Annotated in this window: 17 protein-coding genes; 9 read left to right on the forward strand and 8 right to left on the reverse strand. The window is 60.3% G+C overall.

Annotated features, from left to right (window positions below):
* Window positions 1-159: 159 nt before the first annotated feature.
* A complete protein-coding gene (locus AC1DWG_RS08165) occupies window positions 160-1,563 on the forward strand; it encodes an MATE family efflux transporter (protein WP_477763432.1) in 1,404 nt (467 codons plus the stop codon).
* 125 nt (window positions 1,564-1,688) lie between these two features.
* Here AC1DWG_RS08165 and tusA read toward each other — a convergent pair whose 3' ends face one another.
* Window positions 1,689-1,940 carry a sulfurtransferase TusA gene (gene tusA, locus AC1DWG_RS08170; protein ID WP_007987255.1) on the reverse strand — a complete coding sequence of 84 codons (252 nt, stop codon included), beginning with the start codon at window positions 1,938-1,940 and terminating at the stop codon, window positions 1,689-1,691.
* Window positions 1,941-2,111: 171 nt separating this feature from the next.
* Window positions 2,112-3,185, reverse strand: a complete 1,074-nt coding sequence (gene rlmM, locus AC1DWG_RS08175) for a 23S rRNA (cytidine(2498)-2'-O)-methyltransferase RlmM (RefSeq protein ID WP_477787612.1) — start codon at window positions 3,183-3,185, stop codon at window positions 2,112-2,114.
* A gap of 222 nt (window positions 3,186-3,407) precedes the next feature.
* Between rlmM and acnA the strand changes: the two genes are divergently transcribed.
* Window positions 3,408-6,149 carry an aconitate hydratase AcnA gene (acnA, locus tag AC1DWG_RS08180; protein WP_477787613.1) on the forward strand — a complete coding sequence of 914 codons (2,742 nt, stop codon included), beginning with the start codon at window positions 3,408-3,410 and terminating at the stop codon, window positions 6,147-6,149.
* A 23-nt stretch (window positions 6,150-6,172) separates the two neighbouring features.
* Here the strand turns inward: acnA and AC1DWG_RS08185 are convergent, their stop codons facing one another.
* On the reverse strand, window positions 6,173-7,036 hold the full coding sequence (locus AC1DWG_RS08185; RefSeq protein ID WP_477763430.1) for a LysR substrate-binding domain-containing protein: 864 nt from the start codon (window positions 7,034-7,036) through the stop codon (window positions 6,173-6,175).
* Window positions 7,037-7,132: 96 nt separating this feature from the next.
* Here AC1DWG_RS08185 and AC1DWG_RS08190 point away from each other — a divergent pair, with 96 nt between their 5' ends.
* Entirely contained in the window at window positions 7,133-8,044 is a 912-nt protein-coding gene (locus AC1DWG_RS08190) for a DMT family transporter (protein WP_477755753.1), read from the forward strand.
* A 130-nt stretch (window positions 8,045-8,174) separates the two neighbouring features.
* Here the strand turns inward: AC1DWG_RS08190 and AC1DWG_RS08195 are convergent, their stop codons facing one another.
* The gene (locus AC1DWG_RS08195) at window positions 8,175-8,885 is read right to left on the reverse strand and encodes a FadR/GntR family transcriptional regulator (RefSeq protein ID WP_477755754.1); all 711 of its coding nucleotides are present in this window, start codon (window positions 8,883-8,885) and stop codon (window positions 8,175-8,177) included.
* A gap of 280 nt (window positions 8,886-9,165) precedes the next feature.
* Between AC1DWG_RS08195 and AC1DWG_RS08200 the strand changes: the two genes are divergently transcribed.
* The 3 genes from AC1DWG_RS08200 (at window position 9,166) to ampC (ending at window position 13,137) form a co-directional block, all read left to right on the forward strand.
* Window positions 9,166-10,512 (forward strand): MFS transporter, encoded by a 1,347-nt coding sequence (locus AC1DWG_RS08200; RefSeq protein WP_477787614.1) that lies wholly within the window; start codon window positions 9,166-9,168, stop codon window positions 10,510-10,512.
* A 24-nt stretch (window positions 10,513-10,536) separates the two neighbouring features.
* Window positions 10,537-11,880: a glucarate dehydratase gene (gene gudD, locus AC1DWG_RS08205; RefSeq protein ID WP_477763429.1), complete on the forward strand. Its 1,344-nt coding sequence runs from the start codon at window positions 10,537-10,539 to the stop codon at window positions 11,878-11,880.
* Between the two features lie 147 nt (window positions 11,881-12,027).
* Window positions 12,028-13,137: a class C beta-lactamase gene (gene ampC, locus AC1DWG_RS08210; protein WP_477787663.1), complete on the forward strand. Its 1,110-nt coding sequence runs from the start codon at window positions 12,028-12,030 to the stop codon at window positions 13,135-13,137.
* 50 nt (window positions 13,138-13,187) lie between these two features.
* On the opposite strand, the gene AC1DWG_RS08215 is transcribed toward ampC, so the two are convergent.
* Window positions 13,188-13,535 (reverse strand): DUF6124 family protein, encoded by a 348-nt coding sequence (locus tag AC1DWG_RS08215; protein ID WP_477755757.1) that lies wholly within the window; start codon window positions 13,533-13,535, stop codon window positions 13,188-13,190.
* Between the two features lie 523 nt (window positions 13,536-14,058).
* Between AC1DWG_RS08215 and AC1DWG_RS08220 the strand changes: the two genes are divergently transcribed.
* Window positions 14,059-15,282, forward strand: a complete 1,224-nt coding sequence (locus tag AC1DWG_RS08220; RefSeq protein WP_477787615.1) for an AAA family ATPase — start codon at window positions 14,059-14,061, stop codon at window positions 15,280-15,282.
* A gap of 112 nt (window positions 15,283-15,394) precedes the next feature.
* Here AC1DWG_RS08220 and AC1DWG_RS08225 read toward each other — a convergent pair whose 3' ends face one another.
* A complete protein-coding gene (locus AC1DWG_RS08225; RefSeq protein WP_477763427.1) occupies window positions 15,395-15,946 on the reverse strand; it encodes a DUF4174 domain-containing protein in 552 nt (183 codons plus the stop codon).
* A 180-nt stretch (window positions 15,947-16,126) separates the two neighbouring features.
* Between AC1DWG_RS08225 and AC1DWG_RS08230 the strand changes: the two genes are divergently transcribed.
* On the forward strand, window positions 16,127-16,495 hold the full coding sequence (locus AC1DWG_RS08230) for a VOC family protein (RefSeq protein ID WP_108219214.1): 369 nt from the start codon (window positions 16,127-16,129) through the stop codon (window positions 16,493-16,495).
* A 20-nt stretch (window positions 16,496-16,515) separates the two neighbouring features.
* On the opposite strand, the gene AC1DWG_RS08235 is transcribed toward AC1DWG_RS08230, so the two are convergent.
* A complete protein-coding gene (locus tag AC1DWG_RS08235) occupies window positions 16,516-17,301 on the reverse strand; it encodes a sulfite exporter TauE/SafE family protein (RefSeq protein ID WP_477756576.1) in 786 nt (261 codons plus the stop codon).
* A gap of 128 nt (window positions 17,302-17,429) precedes the next feature.
* A complete protein-coding gene (locus AC1DWG_RS08240; RefSeq protein ID WP_477787616.1) occupies window positions 17,430-18,179 on the reverse strand; it encodes a hypothetical protein in 750 nt (249 codons plus the stop codon).
* Between the two features lie 279 nt (window positions 18,180-18,458).
* Here AC1DWG_RS08240 and AC1DWG_RS08245 point away from each other — a divergent pair, with 279 nt between their 5' ends.
* The gene (locus AC1DWG_RS08245; RefSeq protein WP_477757007.1) at window positions 18,459-19,280 is read left to right on the forward strand and encodes an aldo/keto reductase; all 822 of its coding nucleotides are present in this window, start codon (window positions 18,459-18,461) and stop codon (window positions 19,278-19,280) included.
* The last annotated feature ends 12 nt before the right edge of the window (window positions 19,281-19,292 follow it).

The raw sequence follows: 19,292 nt of genomic DNA on the forward strand, positions 1-19,292 counted from the left end.
GCGTAGATGACGCATCGCGCCTAGACGCATCTCTCTGTAGGAGCAAGCTCGCTCCTACAGAGAGTTGATTACAAATCCACAACACGGGTCTTTTCCTGACTGCCGCGTCAACGCGTAGAATGCGCGCCTGTGCATCAACACCTTTTGGACGTTTCGCTATTGAATCCTGTAATCGAGAATACCGCCGCCATTGCGCCTGCGCGGACAACCCCCGTTCGCCTGGAACTCAAAGGCCTGCTCAACCTGGCCCTGCCCATCATGATCGCGCAACTGGCGACCACGGCCATGGGCTTCGTCGATGCGGTGATGGCCGGCCGCGTCAGCCCACGGGACCTGGCCTCGGTGGCCCTGGGCAACTCGATCTGGATTCCCGTCTACCTGTTGATGTCCGGCGTCCTGCTGGCTACCACACCCAAGGTCGCACAACGCTTTGGCGCCGGGCAGTTTGACGAGATCGGCCCGCTGGTTCGCCAGGCGCTGTGGCTCGCGCTGTGTGTCGGGTTGATCGGCAGTGGCCTGCTGCTCGGCGCCGAGCCGATCCTGCACTGGATGAAAGTCGATCCGCAGTTGATCGAGCCGAGCATGGGTTACCTGCACGGGATCGCCTTCGGCTTGCCGGGCATGGCTTTTTATTACGTACTGCGCTGCTACAGCGATGGCATGGGGCGCACCCGTCCGAGCATGGTCATTGGCTTGTGCGGCCTGCTGCTGAACATCCCGCTGAACTATGCGTTGATCTACGGCCACTTCGGCGCACCGGCCCTGGGCGGCGTCGGTTGCGGCTGGGCCAGCGGCATCGTGATGTGGTTCATGGCGTTGAGCATGGCCGGCTGGACGTTCTGGGCGCCCTTCTATTCCCGCACCCGTGTGCTGGTGCGCTTCGACCGTCCGCAATGGGTCGTGATCAAGCGCCTGGTCGGCATTGGCCTGCCGATTGGTATCGCCGTCTTCGCCGAGTCCAGCATCTTCGCGGTCATCGCGCTATTGATCGGTAGTCTCGGCTCTACCGTGGTGGCCGGGCATCAAATCGCCCTGAACATCAGCTCACTGTTGTTCATGATTCCTTACTCGCTGGGCATGGCGGTGACCGTGCGCGTCGGTCAGGCACTGGGGGCCGGCAATCCTTGGCAGGCGCGCTTCGCGGCAAAGGTCGGGCTCGGCGCGGCACTGGTGTTCGCGGCGTTCTCGGCGAGCCTGATCCTGCTGCTGCGCGAGCCCATCGCCTCGATCTACACGCCTGACAGGAACGTGATCCAGATTGCATCGATGCTGATTGTCTATGCTGCGCTGTACCAGTTTTCCGATGCCATCCAGGTGATTTGCGCTGGCGCGTTGCGTGGATACCAGGACACCCGGGTGACGATGATCCTGACCTTGTTCGCCTATTGGGGCATCGGCCTGCCGGTCGGCTACGTGCTGGGACTGACCGACTGGTTCGGTCCGGCCAGCGGCCCAAGCGGGTTGTGGGAAGGGCTGATTGCCGGCTTGAGCTGTGCGGCGCTGATGCTGTCGATCCGCCTGACGCTCAGTGCGCGCCGGCGGATTCGTAACAGTCAGGGCTGATCGCCGTACCCCTTGTAGGAGCGAGCTTGCTCGCGAAAAACGCCAGGACACCGCGGGGCATCAGGTATTACGCGTTATCGTTGACGTCCATCGCGAGCAAGCTCGCTCCTACAGGGGCTTGATGATCAGCCGGATTTCTTGCGAATCCAGTAGAGGTAGGTGCCCGCCTCTTCGTGCTGCGCCACCAGTTCATGGTCGAGAAACACACAGAACTTGGGAATGTCGCGACGGGTCGACGGGTCAGTGGCGATCACCTTGAGCAAGCCGCCAGGCACCAGGTCACGGATATGCTGGTGTAGCATCATCACCGGCTCCGGGCAGTTGAGGCCGGTGGCGTCGAGGGTGCCGTCTACCGGCGTATCAAGCATTTCACTCATGATTCACTCCTGAAACTGGCCGGCATTGTCGCGCATTGCCGGGTGTAACGTCATCTGCGACAGACATCCATCTTTGTAGGAGCTGGCTTGCCAGCGAAGGCGTCCGCAAATTCGGCGCATGACTCAAGGGACCCTTCGCTGGCAAGCCAGCTCCTACAGGGGGTGGTGTGGTTAGCGGGACTTGGGCTTCTTCACATCCAGCCGGCGCAAATGGCAGGTCACTTCCTCGCGGTCGTGGTACAGCTGCTTGCAGCCGATCTCGACCTTGATGCCCCGGGCCTTGAAGCCTTCGGCAATGCGCTCGAGCAAACGCTTCACTTCGGCGTAACGCTGCTTCATCGGCAGCTTGAGGTTAACCACCGCTTCACGACAATGCCCCTCGCCGATCCACTCTTCCAGCATCGCGGCGTTGCGCGCCGGCTTCTCGACGATGTCGCAGACCATCCAGTCCACCGGTTGCTTGGGCTTGAAGGTGAAACCGTCGGCCATCAAGTGCTGCACCAGACCGGTGTCCATCAGGCTTTCGGCCATCGGGCCGTTGTCGATCGCCGTCACCAACATGCCGCGGTTGACCAGTTGCCAGGTCCAGCCACCGGGGGCGGCCCCGAGGTCAACGCCGGTCATGTCGCTGTGCAGGCGCTCGTCCCACTGGTCGCGCGGGATGAAGTGGTGCCAGGCCTCTTCCAGCTTGAGGGTCGAGCGGCTCGGCGCTTCGCGTGGAAACTTCAGGCGCGGAATGCCCATTGGCCACATGGCCGAGTTGTTTGACTCGGCCAGGCCCATGAACACTTCACGCCCACTCTTGAAGGTCAGCAACAGGCGCGGCTTATGCGCGTCTTCCACCAGTTTGCCAGCGGCCATCAGCGCCTTGCGCAGGTGCACTTCGAATTTCTTGCAGAAGTTCGACAGTTCCTTGCCGTCATTGGTGTCGACCATTTCCAGCCACAGGCTGCCGCACAGCGGAAAGTCCGCCATATGCGCGAGGATCACGCTGATGCGGTCGGTTTCCGGCAGATCGATGAAAATCCCCCGAGCCCACTGGCGCGGGAAGATCAGCTCGGCGAAACGCTGCCCGCGCATCAGGCGCTCGGCGCCGTCTTCTTCGGTGCAGACGAATTCGGCGCAGGCAGTTGCAGCTTTGGCCTTGGCATAACCGGCCACATTCAAGCGCGCGGCGAGGTCGGAAATCTCGGAACAGACTTCGCCTTCGAAGCCCGGCCGGCAATGCATAAAGAGGGTGTTCATTCTTACTCCTGGGCAATGGCGAGGAATTTCGGCCACTGCACGATGCCCAGGCTTGCGTTGAAGCAAAGCCTGTCACGAAAACCCGCGCATGATAGCTGACTTCGGAACCTCGGACTTGCCCATAGAATCGAGTTATTAGCCAGCTACTTAAAACAGGGCTAGGTTTAATGTTCTGCCCGTCCCCTCAGTCCGTAGCCGTGCGGACTTTAAGGAGTGATCGCAATGCCGTCCCTCGATAGCCTGAAAACGCTCAAGACCCTGCAAGTCGGCAACAAGACCTACCACTATTTCAGCCTGCCCGATGCCGCCAAAAGCCTGGGCGACCTGGACAAGTTGCCGATGTCCTTGAAAGTCCTGCTGGAAAACCTGCTGCGCTGGGAAGACGAAAAAACCGTCACCGGCGCCGACCTCAAGGCCCTGGCCGCGTGGCTCAAGGAGCGTCGCTCCGACCGCGAAATCCAGTACCGCCCGGCGCGGGTCTTGATGCAAGACTTCACTGGCGTTCCCGCTGTGGTCGACCTGGCCGCGATGCGTGCGGCGATGGCCAAGGCCGGCGGCAATCCACAGCGGATCAACCCGCTGTCGCCGGTAGACCTGGTGATCGACCACTCGGTGATGGTCGACAAGTTCGCCAGCAGCAGCGCCTTCGAGCAAAACGTCGACATTGAAATGCAGCGCAATGGCGAGCGTTATGCGTTCCTGCGCTGGGGCCAGAGTGCCTTTGACAATTTCAGCGTGGTGCCGCCGGGCACCGGGATCTGCCACCAGGTGAATCTTGAATACCTCGGCCGCACGGTCTGGACCAAGGACGAGGACGACCGCACCTATGCCTTCCCCGACACTTTGGTTGGCACCGATTCCCACACCACCATGATCAACGGCCTCGGCGTGCTCGGCTGGGGCGTTGGCGGTATCGAGGCGGAAGCGGCGATGCTCGGGCAACCGGTGTCGATGCTGATTCCCGAAGTCATCGGTTTCAAACTCACCGGCAAGCTCAAGGAAGGCATCACCGCCACCGACCTGGTGCTGACTGTCACCCAGATGCTGCGCAAGAAAGGCGTGGTGGGCAAATTCGTCGAGTTCTACGGCGATGGCCTCGCCGACCTGCCGCTCGCCGACCGCGCGACCATCGCCAACATGGCCCCGGAATACGGCGCCACCTGCGGTTTCTTCCCGGTGGACGACGTCACGCTGGAGTACCTGCGCCTCTCAGGCCGCCCCCTCGAAACGGTGCAACTGGTCGAGGCCTACAGCAAGGCCCAGGGGCTGTGGCGCCTGCCCGGCCAGGAACCGCTGTTCACCGACACCCTGGCGCTGGACATGGGCCGCGTCGAAGCCTGCCTCGCGGGGCCGAAACGCCCGCAGGACCGGGTGTCGCTGCCGAATGTCGCCCAAGCCTTCAGCGACTTCGTCGACCTGCAATTCAAACCCACCAGCAAGGAAGAAGGCCGCCTGGAAAGCGAGGGTGGCGGCGGCGTCGCCGTCGGCAACGCCGATCTGGCCGGCGAAGCGGATTACGACTACGAAGGCCAGACCTATCGCCTGAAAAACGGCGCGGTGGTGATTGCCGCGATCACCTCCTGCACCAACACCTCCAACCCGAGCGTGATGATGGCGGCCGGGCTGGTGGCGAAGAAGGCTGTGGAAAAAGGCCTGAAACGCAAACCCTGGGTGAAGAGTTCGCTGGCCCCCGGCTCGAAAGTGGTCACCGACTACTACAAGGCGGCCGGCCTGACCCGTTACCTCGATGAATTGGGCTTCGCCCTGGTCGGCTATGGCTGCACCACCTGCATCGGCAACTCCGGGCCGCTGTCGGAGCCCATCGAAAAAGCCATCCAGCAAGCCGACCTCACCGTGGCATCGGTGCTCTCAGGCAATCGCAACTTCGAAGGCCGGGTGCATCCACTGGTGAAAACCAACTGGCTGGCCTCCCCGCCACTGGTGGTCGCCTACGCGCTGGCCGGCACGGTGCGCACTGACCTCAGCCGCGAACCGTTGGGCGATGACAAGGACGGCAAACCGGTTTACCTGCGGGATATCTGGCCAAGCAGCAAAGAAATTGCAGACGCGGTGAATCAGGTCAACACCGCGATGTTCCACAAGGAATACGCCGAAGTGTTTGCCGGTGACGCGCAATGGCAGGCGATCAAGGTTCCGCAAGCGGCGACCTATGTCTGGCAGGACGACTCGACCTACATCCAGCATCCGCCGTTTTTCGATGACATCGGCGGGCCGCCGCCGGTGGTCAAGGATATCTGCGCAGCGAACATTCTCGCGTTGCTCGGCGACTCGGTGACCACCGACCACATCTCCCCCGCCGGCAACATCAAGGCCGACAGCCCGGCAGGGCAATACCTGCGCGACAAAGGCGTGGAGCCACGGGACTTCAACTCCTACGGTTCGCGGCGTGGCAACCACCAAGTGATGATGCGCGGCACCTTCGCCAACATCCGCATACGCAACGAAATGCTCGGCGGCGAGGAAGGCGGCAACACCCGCTACATTCCCACCGGGGAAAAAATGCCGATCTACGACGCCGCCATGCGCTATCAGGCTTCGGGCACGCCGCTGGTGGTGATCGCCGGCCAGGAATACGGCACCGGATCGAGCCGCGACTGGGCGGCCAAGGGCACCAATCTGTTGGGGGTGAAAGCGGTCATCGCCGAAAGCTTCGAGCGGATTCACCGCTCCAATCTGGTGGGCATGGGCGTGTTGCCGCTGCAGTTCAAGCTGGACCAGAACCGCAAGAGCCTGAAACTGGGCGGCAGTGAAACCCTGGACATCCTCGGATTGACCGGCGTCGAGCTGACGCCACGGATGAACCTGTCGCTGGTCATCACCCGTGAAGACGGCAGCAAGGAAAAGGTCGAGGTGTTGTGCCGGATCGATACGCTCAATGAAGTGGAATACTTCAAGTCGGGAGGAATTTTGCATTACGTGTTGCGGCAGTTGATTGCCTCATAACGGCTCGCTCCCACAAGTGCAAATCAGGCAAACTCCTCGCGCAGCATCGCCACGAACGCCTCGCGCGCCGGGTGCACCCCGGCGTTTTCGTGCCAGTAAAACAGGTTGTCGACGGCGGTCAGTTCGGGGAATTCAAACCCCGCGCACCCCGCGCCTTTGGCGTATTGGTCGAACACGCCTTTGGGCACCAGTGCCACCCCAGCCCCGGCGCTGACGCAACCGACAATCGCGCCATAACTGGCCAGGCTGACAATCGGCAGTGCCTGCCCCTGTCGCAGCAACCAATGCTCCAGCGCCGCCCGGTACGGACAGCCCTGTGGCCACATGAATACGGTCTGGTCCCGCAAGTCGCTGATGTCCCGCAGCGGCCCCAGGGAGGTCGAGGCAATCAGCAATAAATCCTCGCGGTACATCGGCGTGCGCTTGAGGTGCGAACGCTCGACATCCACCGCCACGATGGCCCCGTCGAGCTTGTGATTGAGTGTGTCGTCAAGCAACTGCCCCCAGGAGCCGGTGGCCAGCTCCAGCGCCACCTGCGGGAAACGCTTGTGGAATTTCGCCAGCAGACGCGGCAAGCGCCCGGTGGCCGACGACTCGATGGCGCCGATGCGCAACGGTCCCGAGGGCTCGGCCGAAGGGTCGACCGCGCGCTTGGCCTCGGCGGTGAGAGCAAGGATTTTCGAAGCGTAGGCCAGGAAGGTTTGCCCCGACGGGCTGATGCGCAGCCCTCGGCCCTCACGCAAAAACAGCGCGACACCCAGTTCGGCCTCAAGGGCCTTGATGCGGGCCGTGATGTTCGACGGCACGCAATGCAACAGCTCGGCCGCGCGGGCGATGCTGCCGACATCGGTCACGGTCTTGAACATGCGAATCTGTGCCAGCTCCATACATCACCCATAGTGAACAGTTTGAGCATTATAAGTCAGTTGTGGCGAACGATACGCTTTCTGATACTCGGTGCATCCACCCACAGGTGCACGACCATGTCGCCGCTCACACCCTCCTCCGTTTCACCCTGGAAAATCATCCTGGCCATGGCGTTTGTCGTGGCGTGCTGGGGGTATTCCCCAACCGGCATCCATATCGGCCTGCAGGCCTACGACCCCGTGCACCTGGCACTCCTGCGCTTCCTGCTGGCCTCCGTGTTCATGGCAGTGATCGCGATACTCAAGGGCATTCGCTTGCCCAGGCTTCGAGACTTGCCGCTGATGTTCGGCCTGGGTTTCTTTGCGGTAAGCCTGCACCACGTGGCGATCAACTTCGGGCAGCAGGGTATCAGCGCCGGGGCTTCGAGCGTCCTGGCCCAGACCACACCGCTGTTCAGCACATTGATTGCGCGCTTCGTGTTCAAGGATCAGGTGAGCCTGTGGCGCTGGGGTTGTGTGCTGCTCGGCTTGTTTGGCGTGCTGATTGTGGTGGCCGGCGATCATGGCCTGGGCAGCCTCGACGCCCACGGCTTGCTGATCCTGTTGGCGGCGGTGTCCTGGAGCCTCTACTTTGCCCTGCAAAAGCATCACACCGGGCGTTACGACGGGCTGACGCTGGTGTGTTACACGGTGTGGTCCGGGACGGTGTTGTTGTTGATTTATCTGCCCGGCCTGATGGATCAAATCGCGATTGCGCCGCTGCATGTGCAGTTCGCCGTGTTAGCACTGGGGATTTTCCCCAGTGCCCTGGCGTACCTGGCCTGGGCCTATGTGCTGGCGCATGTCGATTTGAGCCGGGCGACGATGACGCTGTATTTGACGCCGCCGACGGCGATGGTCATTGCGTCCTATGCGCTTGGCGAGCGGCCGACGTTGATGATCGTGGTCGGCGGGCTGGTGGTGTTGGCGAGTGTGCTGGCGTTGAATCTGGAGCGGCGGGTTGTGGTTGTTCAGGTTGCCAGGGTCTGATCCATGCTTTTTGTTGCCTGGACTGACGCCTTCGCGGGCAAGCCCGCTCCTACAGGGGTACGCATTCCAATGTGGGAGCGAGCCTGCTCGCGATGAACGATGACTCGGTGCAACTGAAAAACAGACAACCTCAGCTAGCCGAAAACCGGTCGCGACTGTTGGTCAGGTGCAGCCACATCGCCGCCCGCGCCGTGTCCGGGTCCTGGCGCTTGATGGCGTTGAGAATCGCCTCGTGCTCAAGGTTGGCCAACTGGCCGAGCTTGCTCAAGTCCACCGCGCCACGCTCGGCGGCATTGACCCGGGTGCGCGGGATCATCGCACTGCCCAGGTGCTGCATGATCTCGGTGAAGCACAGGTTGCCAGTGGCTTCGGCGATCAGCAGATGAAAACGCCGGTCCGCTTCGACACAGCTGTCGTTGTTGGCCAGCAGGCTTTGATAGTCATCCAGTGCTTCACGCATCTGCGCCAGTTGCAGATCGGTGCGGCGAGTTGCCGCCAGCGCCGCCGCCTGGGTTTCCAGGCCCATGCGCAACTCCAGAATGCTGCGCACCCCCAACGCCGTATCGACATTCAGCCGCAGCCCCTGCTCCGGTGCGCGCTCGATCACGAACGTGCCAATGCCATGCCGGGTTTCCACCAGCCCCGAGGCCTGCAGCTTCGAGATCGCCTCGCGCACCACCGTGCGACTGACCCCGTGTTCCTGAACGATGGTGTTTTCCGACGGCAACTTGTCGCCGGGCAACATCTGGCCGAGCAGGATGCGCTGGGTCAATTTTTCGACCAGGTCATGGGCCAGGTTGTGGCTGCGCTTGCGGGCGGGTACTTCGAGGTCTTCTTGCATGGGGGTGTCCGGAAATCGGGGCTATCGAATCGTAGCACCGCGCCGGGTGGGAATCCTGAAAAATCTCGCTCAACTTGTATGACAACACTCAACAACCACTCCATATTGAGTCGTTTCAAAGGCTACCTGCCACCACAAAAAGAATAAAAAATCTCTGTAATCGCTCTATTTCATTGGACAAACGTGGTTGCAAGATCAAAAAACCTAGTTGTATGATGTCTAGCAACAACGCAGCACCCAGCTTCACCCCGCATAAAAATAACGAGTGGGAGAAAACGCAGTGAATACATCCATCTCCGCGATGCACGACGACGCCAATTCAGCGCTGAAGTCCGCCATCGCCAAAGTCAAACGTCACGTCTTGCCGCTGTTCGTCATCATGTTCATCGTCAATTACATTGATCGCGTGAACATCGGTTTCGTCCGCGCCCACATGGAACACGACCTGGGTATTGGCGCGGCCGCCTATGGCCTGGGTGCCGGTCTGTTCTTCATCGGTTATGCGTTGTTCGAAGCGCCCTCCAACATCCTTCTGCAAAAAGTCGGCGCACGTATCTGGCTGACGCGGATCATGCTGACCTGGGGCCTGGTCGCCGCGGGCATGGCGTTCATCCAGAACGAAACCCACTTCTACATCCTGCGTTTTCTGCTGGGCGTGGCCGAAGCCGGGTTCTTTCCCGGGGTGATCTACTACTTCACCCGCTGGTTGCCCGGCGTGGAGCGCGGCAAGGCGATTGCGATTTTCCTCAGCGGCTCGGCGATTGCCTCGCTGATCTCCGGCCCGCTGTCCGGGCTACTTCTGCAAATCAGTGGCCTGGGCCTGCACGGCTGGCAGTGGATGTACTTCATCGAGGGCATGTTTTCGGTGGGGTTGTGCGTGTTCGTCTGGTTCTGGCTGGACTCCAGACCCCATGACGCCAAATGGCTGAGCCGCGAGGAGCAGGACGCGCTGGTCAAGGCCATCGACGACGAACAGCTGGCCCGGGAAGCGGCGACGCCGATCAAGCCGTCACTGGGCAAGTTGCTCAAGGATCGCCAGATCATCCTGTTCTGCCTGATCTACTTCTTTATCCAGCTGACCATCTACGCCGCGACTTTCTGGCTGCCAAGCATCATCAAGAAGATGGGCGACCTGAGCGATGTCCAGGTCGGGCTGTTCAACTCGATTCCGTGGTTGCTGTCGATTGTCGGCATGTACGCCTTCGCCTCCTTGTCGGGCAAGTGGAAACACCAGCAAGCCTGGGTCGCTGCCGCCCTGCTGATCGCCGCGGCCGGGATGTTCATGTCCACCACCGGCGGACCGATCTTCGCCTTTGTCGCCATCTGCTTTGCAGCACTGGGCTTCAAATCCGCCTCGTCGCTGTTCTGGCCGATTCCCCAGGCCTACCTGGATGCGCGCATTGCCGCCGGCGTCATCGCGTTGATCAACTCGGTGGGCAACCTCGGTGGCTTCGTTGCGCCGACCACCTTCGGCCTGCTGGAAGAACGCACCGGTTCCATTCAGGGCGGGCTGTACGGCCTGGCCGCGACCTCGATCATCGCCGCGATCATCGTGTTTGCCGCCCGCAACACACCGAAATCCGCACCCGCCGTGGCGCAGAGCAAAGCTGCACCCAACCACGCCTGAATTCAGCTTTTTAAGGATTGGAAAATGAACCCACAAGACACCGCAAAAGCCCCGGTCATCACCAGCATGCAAGTGGTTCCGGTCGCCGGCCACGATGGCATGCTGCTCAACCTGAGCGGCGCCCATGGGCCGTTCTTCACTCGCAACATCGTGATCCTCAAGGACAACGCCGGCCACACCGGCGTTGGCGAGGTGCCGGGGGGCGAACGTATCCGCCAGACCCTCGAAGACGCACGCAGCCTGGTGGTCGGCAGCCCGATTGGCACTTATCAGAAGATTCTCAATCAGGTGCGCCAGACCTTCGCCGACCGCGATGCCGGTGGGCGCGGTTTGCAGACCTTCGACCTGCGCATCACCATTCACGCCGTCACCGGCCTGGAAGCCGCATTGCTCGACTTGCTCGGCCAGCACCTGGACGTGCCGGTGGCCGCCCTGCTCGGCGAAGGCCAGCAGCGCGATGAAGTGAAGATGCTTGGCTATCTGTTTTATGTCGGTGATCGCAACGAAACCGACCTCGCCTACCGCAGCGAACCGGACGCCGACAACGACTGGTTCCGTGTGCGGCATGAGAAAGCCATGACCGCCGACGCGGTGGTCCGTCTGGCCGAGGCGGCCCATGCCCGTTACGGCTTCAAGGACTTCAAGCTCAAGGGCGGCGTGCTCAGCGGCGACGCCGAAATCGAAGCGGTCACGGCCCTCGCCGAACGCTTCCCCGATGCGCGCATCACCCTCGACCCGAATGGCGCCTGGTCGCTGAAGGAAGCCATCCGCCTGTGCCGCGATCAGCACCACGTGCTGGCCTATGCCGAAGACCCGTGCGGGGCGGAAAACGGGTACTCGGGACGCGAAGTCATGGCTGAGTTCCGCCGGGCCACGGGCCTGAAGACCGCGACCAACATGATCGCCACCGACTGGCGGGAGATGGGCCACGCGATCCAGCTGCAGTCGGTCGACATTCCCCTGGCCGACCCGCACTTCTGGACCCTGCAGGGCTCGGTGCGCGTGGCGCAGATGTGCCACGAATGGGGCCTGACCTGGGGTTCGCACTCCAACAACCACTTCGACATCTCCCTGGCGATGTTCACCCATGTCGCGGCGGCCGCGCCGGGCGAGATCACCGCCATCGACACCCACTGGATCTGGCAGGACGGCCAACGCCTGACCAAGGCCCCGCTGCACATCGTCGACGGCTGCGTGCAGGTGCCGCAGAAACCGGGGCTGGGGGTGGAGCTGGACATGGATCAACTGGCCAAGGCCCATGAACTGTACAAAGGCATGGGCCTGGGGGCGCGGGATGACAGCGTGGCGATGCAGTTTTTGATTCCGGACTGGAAGTTCGATAACAAGCGGCCGTGCCTGGTACGTTGAATCGACGGTGCGCACCTTGTAACAATAAACCCGACCCGCCTGTGGGCGGTCGGATTTAAAAACAGGGTTTTCCCCATAGAATGGCGCGCACCTGAATCAACGACGGATGAAACCAATATGGACAGGCTGAAAACCATCGCCGCTTGCATGGCGATATTCGCCGCGGGCCAGTGCGTGGCACAGGATCAAATCGAGACAGTGGTGAACGCCGCTGTACAACCGGTGATGCAAGCCGAGGGTATTCACGGCATGGCCGTGGCAGTCACCGTCAACGGCCAGGCGCATTACTTCAACTATGGCGTCGCCTCGAAAGAAACCGGCAACCCCGTCACGCAAGACACCCTGTTCGAAATCGGCTCCGTCAGTAAAACGTTCACCGCCACCCTCGCCGCCTACGCCCAGGCCACGAGCAAGCTGTCGCTGTCGGACAAAGCCAGCCAGGTCCTGCCGGCCTTGCGCGGCAGCGCGTTCGACCACATCAGCGTGCTGCAACTGGGCACCTACAGCGCTGGCGGCTTGCCACTGCAATTCCCTGCTGAATCTGATTCGGCCGACAAAATGCTCGGCTACTACCAACAATGGAAACCGCTCTACGCTCCCGGCAGCCACCGACTGTATTCGAACCCCAGCCTTGGCCTGTTCGGCTACCTCGCCGCCCAAAGCATGGGCCAGCCGTTCGATGAGCTGATGGAGAAAACCCTGCTGCCGAAACTGGGCCTCAAGCACACCTATGTGCATGTGCCGCAGGATCAGATGGCGCTGTACGCCCAGGGCTACAACAAGGACGGCAAACCGGTACGGGTCACTCCGGGGGCGCTGGATTCCGAGGCGTACGGGGTGAAAACCAGCGCCGCGGACTTGCTGGGCTATGTCGGCGCGAACATGAAGCCGGCGTCTCTGGAAAAGCCATTGCAGCAAGCCATCGCCTTGACCCATAGCGGTTACTACACCGTAGGCGATATGACCCAGGGCCTGGGCTGGGAGATGTATCGCTACCCGATCACGCTGGATCGCTTGCTGGACGGCAACTCCACGCCGATGGCCATGGAGGCGCACAAGGTCCAATGGCTGAACCCGCCGCAAGCGCAGCCGCAGAGCGTGCTGGTCAACAAGACCGGTTCAACCGGGGGCTTTGGTGCTTACGTGGCATACGTGCCATCGAAGGACATCGGCATTGTGATTCTGGCCAACAAGAATTATCCCAATGAGCAGCGGGTCAGGATTGCCCATCAGATTCTGAGTGCCCTGACTCAATAAACCTTGTCGCCTTCTCCATAGATAAGGGCGACCTCTAGAGGTCGCCTTTTTTACTTTATCGGCACACCTTCGGGCGGGTCGATATTGTCCAGCGCGCGGTTCACCAACAATTCGCCCACGACTGCCAGTTGCTGAATCGAAAGCGCCACGTTGCGGTTGGAGCTTTCCAGCTTGCAGGCCAGGTCCGTGATCAGCACATTCAGGGACGCGAGGGTTTCGCAGGCGTGGCACAGCAGCGTTGGGGTGTCGACGTTTGGGAGGATGGTGAAGATGTGGCTGACCGGGTCGGCGTGTTTGGGGTTGCGCAAGCGAGCGCTGACGGCGGGTTCGGTGATGTCGGAGAGTGGGACATCTGCCTCGGATGGGGATTCCGGGGGATTCGGACTTAGCTTTTTCATGAAGAAGTACCATTGGGGATTGTCGAGAAAACTACCCATCTCACTTCCACATGAGGGTGGCAGCTGTACGCAGGTGTGGAAGTCCAGGTCAATCCACCAAAACCCGGTGCACTCGAAAGTGCTCCCGCGCACAGCCGCCAAAACGCGGCGATGTTGACATAAAAAATGTCGACTGCGCTCTAGGGGCATTGGTAGATGGCTTGAACCAACGGACTTCCACATCCGACCGCTGATTTTGCAGCGGCTGAAGAAGGTTATCGATACGGCCCAATGGGCACCAGTTCACGGGGTGCGCCACGTCATGCAGGAAATTTCCGACGCAACTGAAGTCCTTTGCCTACGCTCGATTTTCTGAGCATCCAGTTACAAATACCTTTTTGCTCATGACCGTTGTGGTGCAGGTGAAACCGTTGTATCTAATGGACCTCTCAAGCCTGCGAACGGCATCGGATCAATCCGTGGCCAGGAATGACATAATGCGCGCTCAACTATTCAAACCGACTGACCCTAAAAGGGCGTTGTAATGGAAATTTTCAGCTTTCAGCTCAAGGATGTCGGTCGCTTCACCGATATGACCATTTACCTGGCCCCCACCCCCAAACACCGCTCAAATGTGACGGTGCTTGTGGGAAACAACGGTGCCGGGAAAACCACCCTTTTAAAATCATTGGCCACCTCATTGAGTTGGCTAGTTGCCAGGATTCGTACTGAGAAAGGTGTTGGCAGTTACCTTACAAATGAAGACATTCGAAACGGCGCTACAGTCGCAGTCGTTTTGACTTCCGTATCAGACAGTTCGCCGGCGCAACCACGTTCCCCCGACGATTATTCAAAACATGATCTCTTTAACTGGGCCATTGCTCGTGGCAGACAAGGGCGAAAGAGTGATGTCCATAGTGAATTAGCGGAAGCCAGCCTCCTTGCAGACCACTATCGCACTCAACTAACCATCGATGAAAAAGCTTCACTCCCTCTGATCGCCTACTACCCGGTTGAGCGCTCGGTTTTGGAAATCCCGCTAAAAATTCGCACCAAACATACCTTCGATCAGCTCGACGGTTACGACAACGCGTTGAATCGTGGAGTGGACTTCCGTCGTTTCTTCGAATGGTTCCGCGAACGCGAAGACAGCGAAAACGAAACCGGTGTATCCGATACTGCGTTATCCGAGATTTCCGCAAAGTTCGGCAATGACAGTGACATCTGGAAAACCCTTTCCCAATTGAAAGCTTCTTCCCGGGATCGTCAGTTGACCGCCGTTCGTTCCGCCATCGCCGCGTTCATGCCCGGCTTCAGCAACCTGCGAGTGCAACGCAAACCGCGCCTGCACATGGCCATCGACAAAAACGGCGTGACGCTTAACGTCTCCCAGCTTTCACAGGGCGAAAAGTCGATGATGGCGCTGGTCGGCGACATCGCACGCCGATTGGCGATGATGAACCAGTCTCTGGACAACCCATTGGAAGGTGACGGCATTGTCCTGATCGACGAGGTCGATTTGCACCTGCACCCCAAATGGCAGCGCAGTTTGATTCGACAGTTGAGCGAAACCTTCCCCAATTGCCAGTTTGTCCTGACCACTCACTCGCCATTGGTCATCAGCGACGCGAAAGACGTGCTGTGCTACGTGCTCAATGACGGGGAACTGCAAGAACAATCAGGCCTGTATGGATTGGATGCCAATCAGGTGCTTCTGGAAGAACGCAACCTGGCACAAAACCTGTGGGAGCGAGCTTGCTCGCGATGACGGCCTGACATTCAACATCGATATCGACTTTTACGACGCCATCGTCGGAACGCCGCCCGGAGCAAGCTCGCTCCCACAGGTTAATTGCTCACCACAAGAATTCAGTGTCGGTTCAATCATCCGGCATTTCAGGCGGTTTGGCGGCCTTCGCCGGTTTGCTGCTTTTCCCGGGCTTGGTGCCTTTGGCCGCCGGCTCGGCCTCAGTGACCGGAGCCGCCACTGTCGCCGTGAATTCTTTCTCGGCCGCCGGCAACTGATCGACAGCGCTGAAAATCTCGTCCAGCTTGATGGCGTCCGATTGTTCGAGTTTCTTTTCGCCGTCCTTGCCGACCAGGATGACCTTGGTCTTGGCGCCGGCGCCCAGCTTGAGCGAGCGGATCAGCGCCGCCGTGTCTTGTGGCCCGAGGTCTTTGCCGTCGCGCTGGCCCATCAGGTTGAGTACGGTGTAGAGCACCATGTTGCGGTCGGTGAACCCCTTGCGATTGGCCGGCTCATCCAGCGACTTTTTCAGGCCGACCCAGGTCGGATCAACCGTGCTCGGAGCGATGACAATCAGTGGCCGGGCCCTGCCCTTGTCCATGTCCAGCGGTGAGTCGCCATCAGCGGCGAACGAAGTGCCGGCAATCGCCAGCAAAGTAGCCAGGGTCAGTGACCTGATGAGCATGCGCATCTCCTTTTGATATCCACGCTCTAATGATTGCGCATTGCGGCGATCGTTCCGGGTGACGTACCGCAAATATGTCTCGCCTTGCCCCAAGCTTAGGTCAGGGCGGTCATTGCGCAACAGGCTGGGCTAATCTGAAGACTCATGACAACCCGCCTGATCCGTCGTGAGGACTTGTGCATGAGCACTCAGTTGAACCACACCATCGTCTGGTGCCGGGACAAGCAGGTTTCGGCGAATTTCCTGGCCAGCCTCCTTGGCCTGCCCGCCCCGCAGCCCTTCGGGCCCATGCTGATCGTCAAACTGGATAACGGCGTGTCACTGGATTTCTACGATAACGACCCGCCGATAGCATCCCAGCACTACGCATTCTTGATGGGCGACGAGGATTTCGATGCAGCCTTCGCACGCCTGCAAGCCAACGGTCAGCCTTGGTGGGCCGACCCGTGCAAGCAGCGACTGAGGGAGATCAATGATTACGCGGGAGGACGGCGGGTGTATTTCGATGACCCGGACGGGCATCTGCTGGAAATATTCACCCGCGAATGAAGCTGGCGTGGCGGTTTGAATCAGAACGCCAATTTGTAGCCGATCAACAACAGCATGGTCGCCAGGCAAGGGCGCAGCAGTTCGTCGGAGATGCGCCCGGTCAGGTGGCTGCCCAGGTAAATCCCCGGCAACGAGCCCACCAGCAAGTAACCCAGGACGTGCCAATCCATGTTGCCCATGCTGGCATGGCCAAGGCCCGCGACCAGGGTCAGCGGCACGGCGTGGGCGATTTCAGTCCCCACCAGGCGGCGGGTCGGCAGCATCGGATAGAGGATGAACAGTGCCACGGTGCCCAGCGCACCGGCGCCGATGGACGTCAGCGCGACCATGGTGCCAAGGACCAGCCCGGTGATGACCGTCATCACATTCAGGCGCAGTCCGCTGGGGTTGTAATGGCCGCCCGCCCGTTTGTGGGCAAAGTCGAGCAGGCGCTTCTTGAACAGGATCGCCAGTGCGGTGGCAAACAACACAAAACCGAGGGCCTGCTTGATGATCGCGTTCATCGCCTCGGGGGCGCTGTGCAGGGTGCTGAGGAACCACAGCGTCAACGCCACAGCGGGCACGCTGCCCAAGGTCAGCCAGCCGGTAATCGCCCAGTCGATGTTGTTGTTCTTGCGGTGAACCAGTACACCGCTGGACTTGGTGATGGCGGCGTACAGCAGGTCGGTACCGACCGCCGTCGCCGGGTTGATGCCGAACCCTAGCAGGATCGGCGTCATGAGCGACCCGCCACCCACGCCAGTCATGCCGACGATGAAGCCGACGACCAGCCCGGCAACGACCAACCCGATGTTCACTAAATCCATGAATACGTCCACAAAGATCGCAAGGGAAATCTGGCCCGCAGCATAGCGATATTTCTTATAACCAGTTATATCGATGCGATCTATCTTTATACCCTGAACTCAATTCCCACAAGGAATATGTGTCGTGCTCACTGCACCGGCAGGAAATTCAGGAACAGCAAGCTCTGGGCATAATTCAGGCCAATGCGCCGGTAGCGTTCGTCGAGCATCTGGGTCAGCAGGTCCAGCCGGGCGACGATCTTGCCGAACTCGACGGCAAAACTCAGGTTGCTGCCCTCCTCCGAGATTTCGTTGGAGAACAGCAAGGGCTCGCCCTCTTTGTTCTGTCGCTGGCTGAGGATCCAGGTGGCGATCTCGATGTTGCGCGCGGCATTGCTGACGAATACCGGGTTGATCGTATCGGTCATGTAGAACTCGAGGCGACTCCCATGGGCGGTCACCAGCATGCTGCCAATGGCATAGATGAACGCCCCGACCCGGTCGCCGAGAAACTCCGGGCTCATGGCAAAGCGCAGGGCCGCCAGATCCTTTTTGCCACCCAGGGTCGGTAACGGCTGCTGCTGTTCGATGGCCATGCGCACTTGCTTGCCGGCGGTGCGGGCATCGAGGAAACCGGACTTTTTCAGCTCATCGGGATTACGCAGGTAGAGCTTGCTCATCAGCAGGTAAAGGCTGTTGAGGTTGTCGCGCATGGTCAGGGTGGCCATGCGGTCGACGCTGGTCTGCAGGAACTCCTGGGGTTTGCCTTCGCGCATCTGGTTGATGATGTCGCCGCCCTGCTGCTGGCTGCAACCGCTGACGAAGAACATCGACAGACCTGCCAGCAGCAGGCAATGACGGCGGATTTTTGAAGTGATTGCGGGTGAAACTCGAGCCATGGGTTCTTGAACTTGGGCATGGGCCGACGGTGGGGATCGCCGCAGGCTGCCATGGATAGAGCCGGACATTGCGAAAAAGTGCAGTTTCGGGCGGTACCAATCGATCACTGGCAGGGGAATGTTCAAAGAAAAAACGGATCAGAAAATCATTAGGTCGGTACACACTCCCTGTAGGAGCTGCCGCAGGCTGCGATCTTTCGATCTTGAACAATCAAAGTCAAAAGATCGCAGCCTGCGGCAGCTCCTACACTTTTCACCGAATACACACAGGAGGTTTGCATGCGCACGCTTGAATTGGCTGGCGCCAGGGTCCCGGTTATCGGCCAGGGGACCTGGCAGATGGGCGAAGACCGTTCACGGCACACGGAAGAAGTCGCGGCCCTGCGCCTGGGTATCGAACTGGGCATGAGCCTGATCGACAGCGCTGAAATGTACGCCGAAGGTGGCGCCGAGGAAGTGGTCCGCGATGCCATCGCCGGCCAGCGCGACAGCGTCTTTCTGGTCAGCAAGGTGTACCCGCACAACGCCAGTCGCCAGGGCATTCCCCTGGCGTGCGAGCGAAGCCTGCGCAGGCTTGGCACCGATTACATCGATCTGTATCTGTTGCATTGGCGTGGCCAGTATCCGCTGGAGGAAACCGTCGAAGCCTTCGAACGCCTGCGCGAAGCCGGCAAGATCGGTCGTTGGGGCGTGTCCAATTTCGACCTCGACGACTTGCTGGAACTGGACGCCCCGGCCTGTGCCACCAATCAGGTGCTCTACAACCTCGAACAACGGGGCATAGAATTTGATTTGCTGCCCTGGAGCCAACAACGGCGGTTGCCGGTCATGGCTTACTGCCCGATTGGCCAAGGCGGTAAAATGCTCGCCAATGCTACGCTCAGGCAAGTGTCCGCCCGTCACGGGGTCACACCGGCACAGGTGGCGCTGGCATGGATACTGCGTCAGGAAGGAGTGATCGCCATCCCCAAAGCGGTCCAACCCGAGCATGTGCGGCTCAATGCCCAGGCCGCAACATTGCAGCTTGAACCCGGGGATCTGGAGGCGCTGGACCAAGCGTTTCACGCGCCACAACGCAAACAGCGGCTGGCCATGGTCTGAACCACCGCAGTC

The organism is Pseudomonas sp. P4_B3 (assembly GCF_056402295.1).

Coding starts and splice junctions, on each gene's coding strand:
- AC1DWG_RS08235 (WP_477756576.1), bottom strand. CDS start 17,301: ATGGATTTAGTGAACATCGGGTTGGTCGTTGCCGGGCTGGTCGTCGGC.
- AC1DWG_RS08185 (WP_477763430.1), bottom strand. CDS start 7,036: ATGGAGCTGGCACAGATTCGCATGTTCAAGACCGTGACCGATGTCGGC.
- AC1DWG_RS08225 (WP_477763427.1), bottom strand. CDS start 15,946: ATGCTCATCAGGTCACTGACCCTGGCTACTTTGCTGGCGATTGCCGGC.
- AC1DWG_RS08220 (WP_477787615.1), top strand. CDS start 14,059: ATGGAAATTTTCAGCTTTCAGCTCAAGGATGTCGGTCGCTTCACCGAT.
- gudD (WP_477763429.1), top strand. CDS start 10,537: ATGAACCCACAAGACACCGCAAAAGCCCCGGTCATCACCAGCATGCAA.
- AC1DWG_RS08190 (WP_477755753.1), top strand. CDS start 7,133: ATGTCGCCGCTCACACCCTCCTCCGTTTCACCCTGGAAAATCATCCTG.
- ampC (WP_477787663.1), top strand. CDS start 12,028: ATGGCGATATTCGCCGCGGGCCAGTGCGTGGCACAGGATCAAATCGAG.
- AC1DWG_RS08230 (WP_108219214.1), top strand. CDS start 16,127: ATGAGCACTCAGTTGAACCACACCATCGTCTGGTGCCGGGACAAGCAG.
- AC1DWG_RS08215 (WP_477755757.1), bottom strand. CDS start 13,535: ATGAAAAAGCTAAGTCCGAATCCCCCGGAATCCCCATCCGAGGCAGAT.
- rlmM (WP_477787612.1), bottom strand. CDS start 3,185: ATGAACACCCTCTTTATGCATTGCCGGCCGGGCTTCGAAGGCGAAGTC.
- AC1DWG_RS08240 (WP_477787616.1), bottom strand. CDS start 18,179: ATGGCTCGAGTTTCACCCGCAATCACTTCAAAAATCCGCCGTCATTGC.
- AC1DWG_RS08195 (WP_477755754.1), bottom strand. CDS start 8,885: ATGCAAGAAGACCTCGAAGTACCCGCCCGCAAGCGCAGCCACAACCTG.
- AC1DWG_RS08245 (WP_477757007.1), top strand. CDS start 18,459: ATGCGCACGCTTGAATTGGCTGGCGCCAGGGTCCCGGTTATCGGCCAG.
- tusA (WP_007987255.1), bottom strand. CDS start 1,940: ATGAGTGAAATGCTTGATACGCCGGTAGACGGCACCCTCGACGCCACC.
- acnA (WP_477787613.1), top strand. CDS start 3,408: ATGCCGTCCCTCGATAGCCTGAAAACGCTCAAGACCCTGCAAGTCGGC.